Source organism: Vreelandella titanicae BH1 (assembly GCF_000336575.1).
Classification (GTDB): Bacteria; Pseudomonadota; Gammaproteobacteria; order Pseudomonadales; family Halomonadaceae; genus Vreelandella; species Vreelandella titanicae.
On sequence record NZ_AOPO01000001.1, the window covers coordinates 342,185 to 355,537 of the forward strand.

At 54.9% G+C, this 13,353-nt stretch carries 11 protein-coding genes; 5 read left to right on the forward strand and 6 right to left on the reverse strand.

Annotated elements, in window-relative coordinates:
- Positions 1-4: 4 nt before the first annotated feature.
- Entirely contained in the window at positions 5-1,576 is a 1,572-nt protein-coding gene (locus HALTITAN_RS01440) for a Re/Si-specific NAD(P)(+) transhydrogenase subunit alpha (protein ID WP_009286033.1), read from the reverse strand.
- Positions 1,577-1,766: 190 nt separating this feature from the next.
- Positions 1,767-2,690 (reverse strand): LysR family transcriptional regulator, encoded by a 924-nt coding sequence (locus HALTITAN_RS01445; protein ID WP_009286034.1) that lies wholly within the window; start codon positions 2,688-2,690, stop codon positions 1,767-1,769.
- A 173-nt stretch (positions 2,691-2,863) separates the two neighbouring features.
- On the opposite strand from HALTITAN_RS01445, the gene speB reads away from it, so the two are divergent.
- Positions 2,864-3,766 carry an agmatinase gene (gene speB / locus HALTITAN_RS01450; RefSeq protein WP_039857950.1) on the forward strand — a complete coding sequence of 301 codons (903 nt, stop codon included), beginning with the start codon at positions 2,864-2,866 and terminating at the stop codon, positions 3,764-3,766.
- Between the two features lie 69 nt (positions 3,767-3,835).
- Here the strand turns inward: speB and HALTITAN_RS01455 are convergent, their stop codons facing one another.
- The 4 genes from HALTITAN_RS01455 to ccoG all read right to left on the reverse strand — a co-directional run bounded on the left by HALTITAN_RS01455 (position 3,836) and on the right by ccoG (position 8,769).
- A complete protein-coding gene (locus HALTITAN_RS01455) occupies positions 3,836-4,459 on the reverse strand; it encodes a hypothetical protein (RefSeq protein WP_009286036.1) in 624 nt (207 codons plus the stop codon).
- 338 nt (positions 4,460-4,797) lie between these two features.
- A complete protein-coding gene (locus HALTITAN_RS01460; protein ID WP_009286037.1) occupies positions 4,798-6,072 on the reverse strand; it encodes an O-acetylhomoserine aminocarboxypropyltransferase/cysteine synthase family protein in 1,275 nt (424 codons plus the stop codon).
- A gap of 432 nt (positions 6,073-6,504) precedes the next feature.
- On the reverse strand, positions 6,505-7,149 hold the full coding sequence (locus HALTITAN_RS01465) for a hypothetical protein (protein WP_039857443.1): 645 nt from the start codon (positions 7,147-7,149) through the stop codon (positions 6,505-6,507).
- A 171-nt stretch (positions 7,150-7,320) separates the two neighbouring features.
- On the reverse strand, positions 7,321-8,769 hold the full coding sequence (ccoG, locus tag HALTITAN_RS01470; protein ID WP_039857445.1) for a cytochrome c oxidase accessory protein CcoG: 1,449 nt from the start codon (positions 8,767-8,769) through the stop codon (positions 7,321-7,323).
- A gap of 345 nt (positions 8,770-9,114) precedes the next feature.
- On the opposite strand from ccoG, the gene mapR reads away from it, so the two are divergent.
- The 4 genes from mapR to HALTITAN_RS24635 all read left to right on the forward strand — a co-directional run bounded on the left by mapR (position 9,115) and on the right by HALTITAN_RS24635 (position 13,283).
- Entirely contained in the window at positions 9,115-10,524 is a 1,410-nt protein-coding gene (mapR, locus tag HALTITAN_RS01475) for a GntR family transcriptional regulator MpaR (RefSeq protein WP_039857446.1), read from the forward strand.
- A gap of 169 nt (positions 10,525-10,693) precedes the next feature.
- Positions 10,694-12,100 (forward strand): cytochrome ubiquinol oxidase subunit I, encoded by a 1,407-nt coding sequence (locus HALTITAN_RS01480; RefSeq protein ID WP_039857448.1) that lies wholly within the window; start codon positions 10,694-10,696, stop codon positions 12,098-12,100.
- Between the two features lie 19 nt (positions 12,101-12,119).
- The gene (cydB, locus tag HALTITAN_RS01485; protein WP_039857451.1) at positions 12,120-13,127 is read left to right on the forward strand and encodes a cytochrome d ubiquinol oxidase subunit II; all 1,008 of its coding nucleotides are present in this window, start codon (positions 12,120-12,122) and stop codon (positions 13,125-13,127) included.
- 33 nt (positions 13,128-13,160) lie between these two features.
- Positions 13,161-13,283 (forward strand): DUF2474 family protein, encoded by a 123-nt coding sequence (locus HALTITAN_RS24635; protein ID WP_083868654.1) that lies wholly within the window; start codon positions 13,161-13,163, stop codon positions 13,281-13,283.
- Positions 13,284-13,353 lie beyond the last annotated feature (70 nt).

The window sequence follows — 13,353 nt, forward strand, 5'->3', positions numbered from 1 at the left end:
CCGCTTAAGATTTTTGGAACATGGCCAGCATCCGGCGTGTCACCAGGAAGCCACCCACAATATTGATTGACGCGATCAGCACCGAAATCGCCGCTAATATGCCCACGATCACGCTACTCGTGCCAATCTGCAAAATAGCACCGAGAATAATGATGCCCGAGATCGCGTTAGTCACCGCCATTAAAGGCGTATGCAGCGAATGACTCACGTTCCAAATCACCTGGAAGCCGATAAAGCAGGCCAGCACAAAGACAATAAAATGCTGCATAAATGAGGTCGGCGCCACCTGGCCAAGCAGCAGCATGAGCGCACCGCCGACAGCCAGCAATCCGATTTGACGCTTGGTTTGCGCCTTGAACGCCGCATGCTCGGCGGCTTTTTTCTCCTCCGGCGTGGGCTCCTTCTCTTTCTTTTTCGGCTTGGCCGCGCCAATCGCTTTCACTTTAGGGGGCGGCGGCGGGAAGGTGATTTCGCCACCGTGAGTCACCGTAGCGCCACGAATCACGTCATCTTCCATATTATGATTGATCACGCCGTCTTTCTCGGGCGTCAGATCGGTCAACATATGGCGGATATTGGTGGCGTAGAGAAGCGATGATTGCGTTGCCATGCGCGAGGGGAAGTCGGTGTAGCCGATCACCACCACGCCATTATCCGACACCACCCGCTCGTCTGGCTTGGTGAGATCGCAATTGCCGCCTTTCTCAGCCGCTAAGTCGATCACCACCGAGCCCGGCTTCATGGCCTCGACCATATCTTCCAACCACAGCTTAGGTGCGGGCTTGCCGGGAATCAGCGCGGTGGTAATCACGATGTCCACATCGGCCGCCTGCTCGCGGAAACACTCAAGCTGCTTTTCGCGGAACTCCGGGCTTGAGGGCGAGGCGTAGCCACCGCTTTCGGAACCGTCCTGGCTATCTTCGAAATCGAGGAACAGAAACTCTGCGCCCATGGATTCGATTTGTTCAGAGACCTCGGGGCGTACGTCAAAGGCGCGCACTACGGCGCCCAGGCTGGTGGCCGTGCCGATCGCCGCCAATCCCGCCACGCCAGCGCCAATGACCAACACCTTGGCCGGGGGCACTTTACCTGCCGCCGTTACCTGACCAGTGAAGAAGCGGCCAAAATTGTTGCCCGCCTCTATCACCGCCCGGTAGCCAGCGATATTGGCCATGGAGGAGAGCGCATCCATTTTCTGCGCCCGTGAAATACGCGGCACCATGTCCATAGCAATAACGGTGGCGCCCTGGGACTTGCACTTTTCCAGCAGCGCTTCGTTTTGCGCTGGCCAGAAGAAGGCAATCAAGGTTTGGCCTTCCCGCAGCCGCTCGGCCTCTTCATCAGAGGGCTCTCGGACTTTAATGACCACCTCAGCGTCGTTCCAGAGCGCATCAGCCCCGTCCACAACGGTAACGCCTGCATCACGATAAGTGTCGTCATTAAAGCCCGCTGCCAAGCCAGCGCCGGTTTCTACCAAGCATTCGTGGCCCAGTTTTTGGATCTGCTTCGCGCTCTCAGGGGTCAGCGCGACGCGCGCTTCCCCCCGGGCACTCTCTTTCGGTGCGCCTATTTTCACTCTTGTTCTCCCTTGCTTAACCTTATTGCAGTGCCGCAGTTGCTCAATGGGCCCTGCACCTTTAACGGCGTCCGTGATAACGCCTTAATAGCAGTCTAGGATCTAACGGGGTGGCTGCCAGATACTATTCAACCTTTGATACAACAGGGTTGTTTAATTACAACATCCACTAGTGTGCATGATGGTTCCCTTAACGTCTAAAGTCGTTAGCAAACTCAGTAAGCACCTGGTAGAGCCACCTGTTAGCAGGATCATTGGCATAGAGCCCATGCTGAATCAACGTCATTTTTAGTGCGGGGAGCTCTTTAGGCGGCTCCACCAAACGCACCGGCAGCATAGCAACGAACCGTTCAGCCATTTGACGTGGGAGCGTCATGATCGCTTCCGTCAGCGCCACCACCCGTGCCGCGGCGATATAGTTGAGGTTTTTAGAGATGACCCGGCGGGTTAAGCCGTGTTGAACAAGACAGCTGTCGATATTACTGGGGCGCAGTCCGCTAATATCCGCCAGCTCCACATGGAGCGCATTCGCAAACTGACCAATATTCAGCCCATCGCCCACGCGATCATTATGGGTAGCAGCCAAGCAGACCAGCTCCTCATCCATCCAGGGAGTCTGAATCACGCCGCTTGGCAGCGCGCTTTGGCTATCCAGCCCTACCACCATATCAATTTGGCGCTGTTCCAGCCCCTCACTCAGCACATCTGGGGTAATCAGCTCAATGGAAAAGCTAATGCCCGGCGCATAGGCCAGCAGCTGACTTAAAAAGAGCGGGTACATGACCTCTTCAAAGTAATCCGTGGTGGCGAGCGTAAAGCGTCGCGTGCTGTTGGCAGGCGTAAACATCGCGGGGGGCGCAAGACCTTGTCGAAGCATCGCTAGCGCCTGTTGCACCACGGGCAGCAGCGCGAGTGCCCGGGGTGTCGGCTGCATACCGTTTTCGGTGCGCACTAGCAGCGGATCATCCAGCGATTCACGCAGCCGTTTTAAGGCATGGCTCAAGGCGGGTTGGCTTAAATGCAGCGTTTCTGCCGCGCGAGTGACGTGACGCTCGCGCATCAGCGCCTCAAATACCAGCAGCAAGTTCAGGTCGAAATGGCGTAGCGAGCGCATAGCTTCTCATTATTCATATCACGAATGATTAAATTCTAAACATTCATTTAATTTATCACCAGGAATTGCTTATTGTCTGCCTCTCATTCGCCCACCAGCGACTATCAGCGATAATCCAGCACTCAAGGAGAAGCACACCGGTGACCCACCCACAAGCTATGTCCGCACCAACCATGCCCAGCCTTTATGGCGATGTGATTTCTACCTTTATGGGCGTAGCAAAAGCAACGGATCCTAAGGCAACCGACGCCGACGTTGTGGTGAGTGGCGTTCCCTTTGACCTTGCATGTTCGGGCCGTTCAGGCACCCGCATGGGACCGAATGCTATTCGTCAAAGTACCGCTAACTTGATCTGGGAAGGCAAGCGCTGGCCCTGGGACTTCGCCTTAGAAGATCGCCTCAAGGTGTGCGATGCAGGCAACGTTGATTACGCTTATGGCGAACCGGAGAGCTTGGTCGATAGCCTGGAAACCCACGCCAACCGCTGGTTAAAGGCGGGCAAAAAGATGCTTACCCTGGGCGGCGACCACTACATCAGCCTGCCGCTGCTGCGTGCCCACGCCCGAGAGCACGGCCCGCTGGCGCTGATCCATTTTGACGCCCACACAGACACCTACGAGCAAGGCACGCGCTTTGACCACGGCACTATTTTTCACCACGCTTTAAAAGAAGGCTTGGTGGTGCCTGAGCACTCGCTGCAAATAGGTATTCGCACCAGCTACGACCGCCACAACCACCCTTACGAGGTGCTGGATGCGGACTGGGTCAATGACCACGGTGCCGCGGCCGTGCTTGAGCGCATTCGTGCCCGCGTCGGTTATCACCCGGCCTACGTTACCCTGGATATTGACGGCCTCGACCCCGCCTACGCCCCTGGTACCGGTACACCGGTGTGCGGCGGCATGTCCACCGACCTGATGCTGAAAGTGATCCGTGGCATGGTAGGCATGGAACTGGTCGGTATGGACGTGGTGGAAGTGAACCCCGCCTACGATCACGGCGACATTACCTCGCTTGCCGCCGCGACATTAGGGCTGGAATTTTTGTATACGCTGGCAGCATCTAAGAGCGCTTGATGGCTGAACGTAAAGGGCGCCATTAGTGCTCTAGCACCTGCTATTGGGTTATCGATCGCCTCAGCAATGCTAGCGACCGGCTTGTTCACGCACTGCGTCGATATCCCAACTGCGCATTAGCTCCACCGCCATATCCTGGGATGCCAAGTTCTCCCCCTCCACCTGGATCAGAATGCGCCCATCAAGCAACATGGTGACCTCAGCTTGAGAGCGGTTGGGCTCCCACTTGACGATGGCCGATTCACGGCCCATGCGAACCCGCTCGGTATTAGGTTGGGCGGTCAACATGGCCGGGTTGTTGAACAGTGCAGCCATGCCCTGAACCATGGGGTTGTCGATCATTAGGCTTGCCTTAAGCCGGCCACTGCCATCGCTTTCACTGTACTGGCGTTCAAGCATGGCTCCGCCGCCCATCATAGCCGCGGCGCCACCGCCATCGGATTCGGCATCCTCAGCCTCCCAACCTTCAGGCGGCGTGGGGAAGGTCTCGGCGAGACGGTTCGACTGCAGTTTGCGAATGTCGCTTATCGCGAACTCGAGTTCGGTGAGGGCGCCGCCATAATCCTCTTCCTGATAGAGTTCAAGACCCAACTCGATCTGTTCGACGACCTCATCGGCCACCGCGACAGTCGATACGGGCAGCACCAAAGCACTAGCAAGCAGCATCCCGCAGTACGAAGGTAGCTTTTTCATGGCATTTCTCCTTGTAAATTAACAGTCATCTCGAAACCGCGCAGCTCTTCCGCTACAACTTTCTCGTTTGAAGTACTGGCCATTAGTTCGAATTCAGCACCGAAAGAAACTTCATCAACTCAAACGTCGCAATAAGCATTGTACATATGCTAAAACGAGCAGAACTGGCTTGAGATACTGGTCGCAGTCGAGCAGATGCTAGCGCTAGGCAGAGTTGATTGCGGAGGTTAAGCCAGCTTAATGATTCTAACTATTGTAAGCTGATGTCGTAAACAACATGACGCTAGGCCTACACCTAACGCCACTTGTTATTGGACGGGTTTTGAATCAGTTCTGCGCTACCCTTGAGAGGCCGCCAGCGCTTGATCAATATCCGCCAGCAGATCGTCGATATGCTCGATGCCGATCGATAGGCGCACCATATCCGGCGTGACACCAGCGGCTTTTAGTTCCTGCTCGTTGAGTTGGCGGTGCGTGGTAGAGGCGGGAATGGAAGAACAGCTTTTGGCATCGCCGATATTCACCAGGCGAAGAATCAGCGCCAGCGCATCGTAGAAGCGCTCACCAGCAGCCTGCCCACCTTCAATGCCAAAACTAAGAATCCCCGAGGCATGACCGTTCATATACCGCTGGGCCAGCGCATGATCGGGATGGTTTTCCAAGCCAGCATAATGCACCCAGGTGACCAACGGATGACTTTCCAGATGCTTGGCAACCGCTAAGGCATTGGCACAGATACGCTCAATCCGTAGTGACAGCGTTTCCAATCCCTGGAGCAGGTTCCAGGCCGCTTGAGCAGAAAGCGCCGCGCCCATATTACGTAGCGGCACCACCCGGGCGCGGGCAATAAAGGCCGCATCGCCCACATCACGGGTATAGCTCACACCGTGATAGGAGACATCAGGCTCGTTGAGTAGCGGAAAGCGGCTGGCATTCTCGGCCCAGGGAAAGGTGCCTGAATCAACAATCACACCGCCCACCGTGGTGCCGTGGCCGCCGATATATTTGGTCGCCGAGTGGACGACAATATCCGCCCCGTGCTCAATCGGCCGACATAAGAACGGCGTCGCCGTGGTGTTATCAACTATTACCGGCACCCCATGACGATGCGCCGCTTCGGCGAGCTTTGTTAGGTCGACCACGCCACCAGAGGGGTTACCAATGCTTTCGCAGAAAACCGCTTTGGTACGCTCATCGATCAGCGCTTCGATGCCATCAATATCGTCTTTGTCGGCAAAACGCACCTGAATGCCTTGGCGCGGCAAGGTGTGGGCAAACAGGTTGTAGGTACCGCCATACAGCTCGCTGATCGAGACAATGTTATCGCCCGCTTCAGCAATGGTCTGAATCGCATAGGTGATCGCTGCCATTCCCGATGCCACCGCTAGCCCAGCGATACCGCCTTCCAACGCGGCTACCCGTTGCTCCAACACGGCGCAGGTCGGGTTCATAATGCGCGAGTAAATGTTTCCTTCGACTTTAAGATCAAAGAGATCCGCCGCGTGCTGCGCGTTATCGAACGAAAACGACGTGGTTTGATGAATCGGCACCGCCACGGCGTTTTGTGCATCAGGCGAATAGCCATGGTGGAGGGCAATGGTTTCTGGCTTCATGAGTGCGGCTCGCTAGTTTTTATTGAGGTTCGTTATTGATCCTAAACAAGCGCTGCGGGGAAGGCCAACAATCGTTCGTCTCCGATCTACCAGGCGAGACCAAACACATTTACCAATTCCACTCACTGCGCGCCACCGCGTCATGAGCAGGGTGGGATCCAGGTGAAGCCTCTGGGGTACACAGCCGATGCGCTGCTGCGAGGTAATGATCACCTGACCCGACTAGGGCTTTACCACACCGATCAGCATTTTCAGTGCACCTCAGTTCAATCCGCAAATGGTCAATAACGTGTTTGGGATACGTCGGCTTATATCGGCGCCATGGATCCCTTGGGCGTGGGTCTGACGCTGGATGCTGGCCTTTACGATGCGCTACTGGAACAGCTGGCTAATGAGATTGCGCGTTGCACCGATGCCTAAACAGCGTCTTTCTTAAACTGCTTTTTTATTAAATAGCTTTCCAAGTTGATAAAGGTCGTGCATATACCTATCAAACTTTGAAACAAGCAGTGACATAAAGATAAAGGCATAAATAACTAGCATGACGATCAAGGGTTCGTTAAGCCAGGCCAGAAAAGGAATCGATATCGGATAGCTGATCGTGTAGACAGTCATGGCCGCTAATAGCTGAACCAGAAAACAATTAACAATCACCAGGGTAATCAACGCTGCTCGTATATTCACATTCGGCAGCGTTGTTTTCCAAAACGGCAAATGGCGTACTTTTATGCGGTTTCTCTCCGCACCTTCTCTAACGCCGTTAAAGCTCAATCTTTTTTTACGCCGCAGTAAGGGGATTGCATAGCTGCCTGCCTCCTCTTCAGAAAACGCTGCCAAGGCGATATCCCGATTGAATTCAGGGCCCAAGGCATTGGCCGCCACTTGATCGAAATCTGCCCATGCATGGTTCTGTTGGGTGGTTTTAGCTTGGTCAGAAAGCGTTTTTAAGCGGTTTTTATCGGCCTTCGACAACTTCTTATCATTGCCGACGTTTATATTGTAATGAATTTCGTATACCTGATATAAAGCAACGGTCACACCCACAAAAATCATAAAAAAGACAATGTATATCAACATATTAACAGACACCTCCTAAACAAAACCGAACCTGCTAGGCGAAAAACAGCTTTGTTAGCGTTCAAACTAACTTAACGACTATGCCTGCGCACAGCTGACAAGTACAGGCTCAGAAAGCCTCAAAAAAGCCGGATCAGACTACGGATAGCAAAAATCAGCTACCCGTACCCACTACTCCCCTGAAGGCCCCAGGAAACGTGTTTCACTGACCTTCGTGATGGAAGGGTCATCTAATGCGATAAAGCGCAGTTCGATGGGATGGCTAGGTTGTGAAAGATTGTCCGCATCGGTGGTGAGTGCTAGACGCAGGCTGCGTGTTTCAAACGCCGCCACCTCTAAGGTATCCACTCCCTGCAGACGAAGCCCTGGCAACCCCGCGGCTGATACCGCGTAATGATGTGCTTGGCCATCTTGATTACGTAGTGTCACGTTGTAGTAATTGATCAGTCGACCTTCTGCTGTGCTTTCAAACAGCGCTTGTCGATCCCGTGCAATATCGACATCAAGGGGCACACGGGCATTCAAGAAGCCAATGAGCAACACCACCATGGCGAGTAGCGCCGCTGCATAGGCAAATAACTGAGGACGCCAAAAGCGGGTCGTTTTACCTGCCAACGCGCGCTCGGTGGTGTAACGAATCAGACCAAGCGGTTTATTGATCCGCGCCATCACGCTATCGCAAGCATCGATACAGGCCGCGCAACCAATACACTCGTACTGCAGCCCATCGCGAATATCGATGCCGGTAGGGCACACCTGAACGCAGAGTTCGCAGTCGATACAGTCACCGATCCGAGTTGCCTCAACACCCTTTTGAGGAGAGTTCCGACGCGGCTCGCCGCGGGCGGCATCGTAGGAAACAATCAGCGTATTGGCGTCGAACATCGCTGACTGGAAGCGCGCATAAGGGCACATATGCAGGCATACCTGATGGCGGAGCCAGCCGGCATTCAAGTAGGTAAACAGGGTAAAGAAACCGATCCAGAACAGCGCTAAAGGGTGCATGTCCAGGGTAAACATATCCACCACTAACGCTCTTATCGGCGTGAAGTAACCAACGAAGGCTATTCCCGTTGCCACCGCAATCAGCAGCCAAGCCGCATGTTTGGCGGTTTTGCGCCATAGCGTATCCAGTCTACCTGGCGCTTTATCACGCCGAATGCGCCGGTGCCGCGGCCCCTCCAGGCGATGCTCGAACCAGATAAACAGAAACGTCCACACGCTTTGCGGGCAACTGTAGCCACACCACACTCGCCCAGCCACTACCGTGATCAAAAACAACCCAAAAGCGCACAGCACCAGAATCCAGGTGAGCAAGATAAAGTCCTGTGGATAAAACGTCGCCGCAAACAGGTGGAACTCTTGGGCAGAGAGGTCAAACCACACCAGCGGCCGATCACCCCAATTGATCCACGGCAAGCCGAAATAGAGCGCCATCAACAGCCAGTTAGAAAAGCGCCGGATACGCTGAAAAAAACCGCTTATTTCTCGCACATAAATATGTCCGAGCTTCGGTGGCTTGCTACTGGGAGACTGAGAATTGGGCGACTTAGACGGAGGCGTATGGTGTTCAACCGCCGCCTCGGTAGTCATGTCTTGCAGTGGAATGCGTTGCGTCATACCGATATCCAAAAAAGAAAGAATGGAGGCTTATGCGGTCGAGGGGCGTCGCGGGGTAGATGATTAAGCATTTGTTAGAAGGCGCGACTTTTAAGTTAGCCGCTACTATGCTCATACATAGATGACACAAACAGATGCAGTTTTAGAGAAATAAGGCGTATCAGTTAGCACTAGCCTCTCACACCGCTGCTTTCTGATATGCTGTTTATTACTATATTTGAGTCTGTTTTACGCTTCGCACATGCGGCACAGTGGTGCTTTCTATAAGCAGAGATCCGCGCTGTGCCAGCTAACACTGTGATGGAGCATTCGGGCGTTTTAATCAATACACCGACGGTTTATCCCATGAAACGCTACGAACAGTTTGCCGATGAGATAGCGACGCTGATTCGCCAAGGTGTGCTTGGCCCAGGGGAACGAATCCCCTCGGTGCGCCAGGCTAGCCGCCATCACGGCATTAGCCCTTCTACGGTGTTCCAGGCTTACTATTTACTTGAGAACCGTGGGCTTATCACTGCAAGGGCACGCTCGGGGTATTTTGTGCGTGAACACGCCCGGCGCCTGCTGGACGAACCGCGTGTAACGCTGCAGCCCACCGACCCAGCAGAGGTAGAAGTCAGCGAGTTGGTGTTCTCGGTGCTTGGCTCGCTTCAGGATGACCGCACGGTGCCCTTTGGATCGGCCTTTCCCAGTCCTGAGCTGTTTCCGCTTTCGCGCTTGAGTATCAGTATGACGCGGGGGTTACGGGCGCTTTCGCCCCAACAGGTGGTGGCTGACATGACCACCGGGCATACCGATCTGTGTCGGCAGATTGCCCTGCGCTACATGCTGGGCGGCATTCAACTGCCGATGGAAGAGCTGGTGATTACCAACGGCGCGATGGAGGGCCTTAATCTAGCCCTGCAGTGCGTTACCGAGCCGGGCGACCTGGTGGCGATCGAGTCCCCAGCGTTTTATGCCAGCCTGCAAGTGTTGGAGCGCTTGAAACTGCGCGCGGTGGAGATACCCGTTCACCCACGGGAGGGTATCGACCTGGAGGTACTGGCAGAGCGACTAGGGACGCTTCCGATCAAAGCCTGCTGGTTTATGAGCCATCTGCAAAACCCAATCGGAGCCAGCCTGAGTAAAGAGCGCAAACAAGCGCTTTATCAGCTGCTAAAACAGCACCAAGTGCCGATGCTAGAGGATGATGTGTATGCCGAGCTGTATTTTGGCAGCACGCCGCCCGTGCCCGTAAAAGCCTTCGATGATGAGGGTCTGGTCATCCACTGCAGCTCTTTCTCAAAGTGCTTAGCGCCGGGCTACCGGGTGGGCTGGGTAGCGGGCGGTCGCTATGCTCAGGCCATCTCGCGGCTAAAACTAATGACGACGATCTCGCCTTCCGTGCCCGCTCAGGCGGCCATCGCTGACTATTTGCAGCATGGCGGTTATGACCGTCATTTGCGTAAGCTCCGCCATGCTCTGGAAGCCCAACAAGGCAACATGCTGGCAGCGGCGGATCGCTACTTTCCTGCCAATACTCGCATCACCCGTCCTGCGGGCGGCTACTTTTTATGGGTGGAGTTTCCCGAGCAGGTAGATTCGCTGCGGCTATTCAATACGGCGCTCGACCATGGCGTTAGCTTAGCGCCGGGCCCGATCTTTTCCGCGACCCAGCAGTTTCGACACTGCGTGCGCCTGAGTTACGGCCACCCCTGGACACCTAGCAGTGAGCGCGGCATGGAAACACTAGGCAGGTTATTAAGCCTCTTTTAGCGGGTATTCCAAACGCCATCTCCTTTCGACTGATCCGGTTTTTTAGTTAAAAACTGAGCCTGTTATGCAGCACAGCAATCGCTAAACTATTCCGATGAAGCCACACAGCGGCTATACCAGCCCGCAAAAGCGTTAAAGCGCACAAGTGGCTGTCATCGGAGGAAGCGCCATGCTCGGAATTGAGGCCATTGATCTGGCCAGGGTGCAGTTTGCCTTTACCATCTCCTTTCATATTATTTTTCCCGCCATCACCATCGGTTTAGCCAGCTACCTGGCCGTGTTGGAAGGGCTATGGTTAAAGACCCAGCGGGATACCTATCGTCACCTTTACCACTTCTGGTCAAAAATATTTGCCGTCAATTTTGCCATGGGCGTGGTCTCGGGCATTGTGATGGCGTACCAGTTCGGTACTCACTGGAGCGGCTTTTCCGCCTTTGCGGGCAGCGTCACGGGGCCTCTGCTCACCTACGAAGTGCTCACGGCCTTCTTTTTGGAAGCCGGTTTTCTGGGCGTCATGCTCTTTGGCTGGGAGCGGGTCGGCCGAGGCCTGCACTTTTTTGCGACTTGCATGGTCGCACTCGGCACCCTCGTGTCGATGTTTTGGATTCTCTCTTCCAATAGCTGGATGCAAACCCCGCAAGGCCACGACATCGTCAACGGTGTGGTGATCCCCGTTGATTGGATGAAGATTGTCTTCAATCCGTCTTTCCCATACCGCCTGGCCCATATGGCGCTAGCAGCTTTTTTAAGCACGGCGCTGTTTGTCGCGGCCTCTGCTGCCTGGCTGTTGCTAAAAGGTAGACCGTCCCCTGAAGCGCGCACCATGCTCTCCATGGCACTGCTCATGCTGGCGATCACTGCTCCACTGCAGGCCGTGGTGGGTGACTTGCACGGCCTCAACACCCTGGAGCACCAGCCCGCCAAGATTGCCGCCATCGAAGGGCATTGGGATAACAGCAGCGGCGAACCCACTCCGCTCATTCTGTTCGGCTGGCCCGATATGGCGGGTGAAGAGACCCGTTTCAAGTTGGAAATCCCCGTGCTGGGCAGCTTGCTATTACAGCACAGCCTGACCGAACAAATTCCCGCGCTTAAGGAGTTCGCCCCAGAAGATCGCCCCAACTCGACCATCGTGTTCTGGAGCTTCCGACTGATGGTGGGGCTGGGGGTGTTGATGATTGTGCTTGCCATCGTGGGCAATACTCTGCGCGTCAAAAGGCGGCTATTTGAGTCTCGCCGCTTTCTACTCTTCACGTTATGCATGGGGCCAGCAGGGCTAGTGGCACTGCTGGCGGGCTGGTTTACCACCGAAGTGGGCCGCCAGCCCTGGGTGGTTTATGGGTTATTAAGAACCGCCGATGCGGCTTCAGCGCACAGCGCCGTCCACCTCAGCATTAGCTTAACCGCCTTTGTGGTGGTTTATCTGGCGGTCTTCGGTACCGGTGTTATTTACATGATGCACCTGGTGAATAAAGGCCCTGGCGATCCCTCTGCGCCCGCCTTAGGTGGCCCAGGCCATCACCGCACACCCGCCCGGCCTCTCTCGGCGGCTAACGAAACGCAGACGACTCACTAATAGATATGAGGGGTGCATTATGGGAATCGATCTATCGCTCACCTGGGCCATTATCATCCTGTTTGGTTTGATGATGTATGTAGTCATGGATGGTTTTGACTTAGGTATTGGCCTGCTTTTTCTGCGCGTGCATGACGAGCCGGAGCGCGACATTATGATGAATACGGTTGCCCCGGTGTGGGACGGCAACGAAACCTGGCTGGTGCTTGGCGGTGCGGGGCTATTCGCCGCCTTCCCCCTCGCCTATGCGGTGGTGCTGGAAGCGCTGGCAATTCCGCTGATCGTGATGCTGTTGGGGCTGATCTTTCGTGGCGTCGCCTTTGAGTTTCGCTTCAAAGCATCCCCCGAGCGGCGCCATGTGTGGGACAAAGCCTTTATTGGCGGCTCGCTGCTAGCGACCGTTGCACAAGGGGTTGCCTTGGGCGGCTATATTCAGGGTATCGCCTTCGATGGCGTTCACTTCAGCGGTGGCGCGTTGGACTGGCTCACGCCTTTTTCGCTGTTTTGCGGCATCGGCCTGCTGTTTGCCTATGCGCTACTGGGCAGCACCTGGCTGATTATGAAAACCGAAGGCGCCCTGCAACAGCGGATGTACCGGATCACCAAACCGTTGATGCTCGGGCTGCTGGTGATGATCGCCCTGGTCAGTGTATGGACACCGCTGGCTTACCCGAATATTGCCGCCCGCTGGTTTTCGCTACCCAACCTGCTGTGGTTTTTACCGGTACCGCTGTTAGTCATGCTGGTAGGTTGGTGGCTATGGCGTGCTATCACCTTTCAAGACACCGCCCTGCCCTTTGTGTTGGTCTTGGCGCTGGTATTTTTAGGCTACAGCGGTCTGGGCATTAGCCTGTGGCCAACGATTATACCGCCCGATGCGTCTATCTGGCAGGTCGCCGCCCCCGCCCAAAGCCAAGGCTTTGCCTTAGTAGGCACGCTGTTTATTCTGCCGATTATCTTGATGTACACCGCCTGGAGTTACTACGTCTTTCGCGGCAAGGTAAAATCTGGCGACGCTTATCATTAACCCCCTATCCCCTGTGTATTGAGGAGTAAGACAATGAAGCCTCTCACCAAGCGCCTGGGCTGGTTAGTCACCATCTGGCTTGCGAGTGTGGGTGTTCTATTGCTGATTTCATTGGGACTTAAGTTTGTGATGGGAATGACGGGATTGACCAGCTAACCACCTCTTTTGCACCCATAGCTCAAAAAGAAAATGCTGAATCCTTTCTCAGCAAGGATCCAGCATTTAC

Bases quoted from the DNA above. Each gene is read 5' to 3' on its own strand.
- HALTITAN_RS01445 (WP_009286034.1), bottom strand. From the start codon at position 2,690: ATGCGCTCGCTACGCCATTTCGACCTGAACTTGCTGCTGGTATTTGAG.
- speB (WP_039857950.1), top strand. From the start codon at position 2,864: ATGCCCAGCCTTTATGGCGATGTGATTTCTACCTTTATGGGCGTAGCA.
- HALTITAN_RS01455 (WP_009286036.1), bottom strand. From the start codon at position 4,459: ATGAAAAAGCTACCTTCGTACTGCGGGATGCTGCTTGCTAGTGCTTTG.
- HALTITAN_RS01460 (WP_009286037.1), bottom strand. From the start codon at position 6,072: ATGAAGCCAGAAACCATTGCCCTCCACCATGGCTATTCGCCTGATGCA.
- HALTITAN_RS01465 (WP_039857443.1), bottom strand. From the start codon at position 7,149: ATGTTGATATACATTGTCTTTTTTATGATTTTTGTGGGTGTGACCGTT.
- ccoG (WP_039857445.1), bottom strand. From the start codon at position 8,769: ATGACGCAACGCATTCCACTGCAAGACATGACTACCGAGGCGGCGGTT.
- mapR (WP_039857446.1), top strand. From the start codon at position 9,115: ATGAAACGCTACGAACAGTTTGCCGATGAGATAGCGACGCTGATTCGC.
- HALTITAN_RS01480 (WP_039857448.1), top strand. From the start codon at position 10,694: ATGCTCGGAATTGAGGCCATTGATCTGGCCAGGGTGCAGTTTGCCTTT.
- cydB (WP_039857451.1), top strand. From the start codon at position 12,120: ATGGGAATCGATCTATCGCTCACCTGGGCCATTATCATCCTGTTTGGT.
- HALTITAN_RS24635 (WP_083868654.1), top strand. From the start codon at position 13,161: ATGAAGCCTCTCACCAAGCGCCTGGGCTGGTTAGTCACCATCTGGCTT.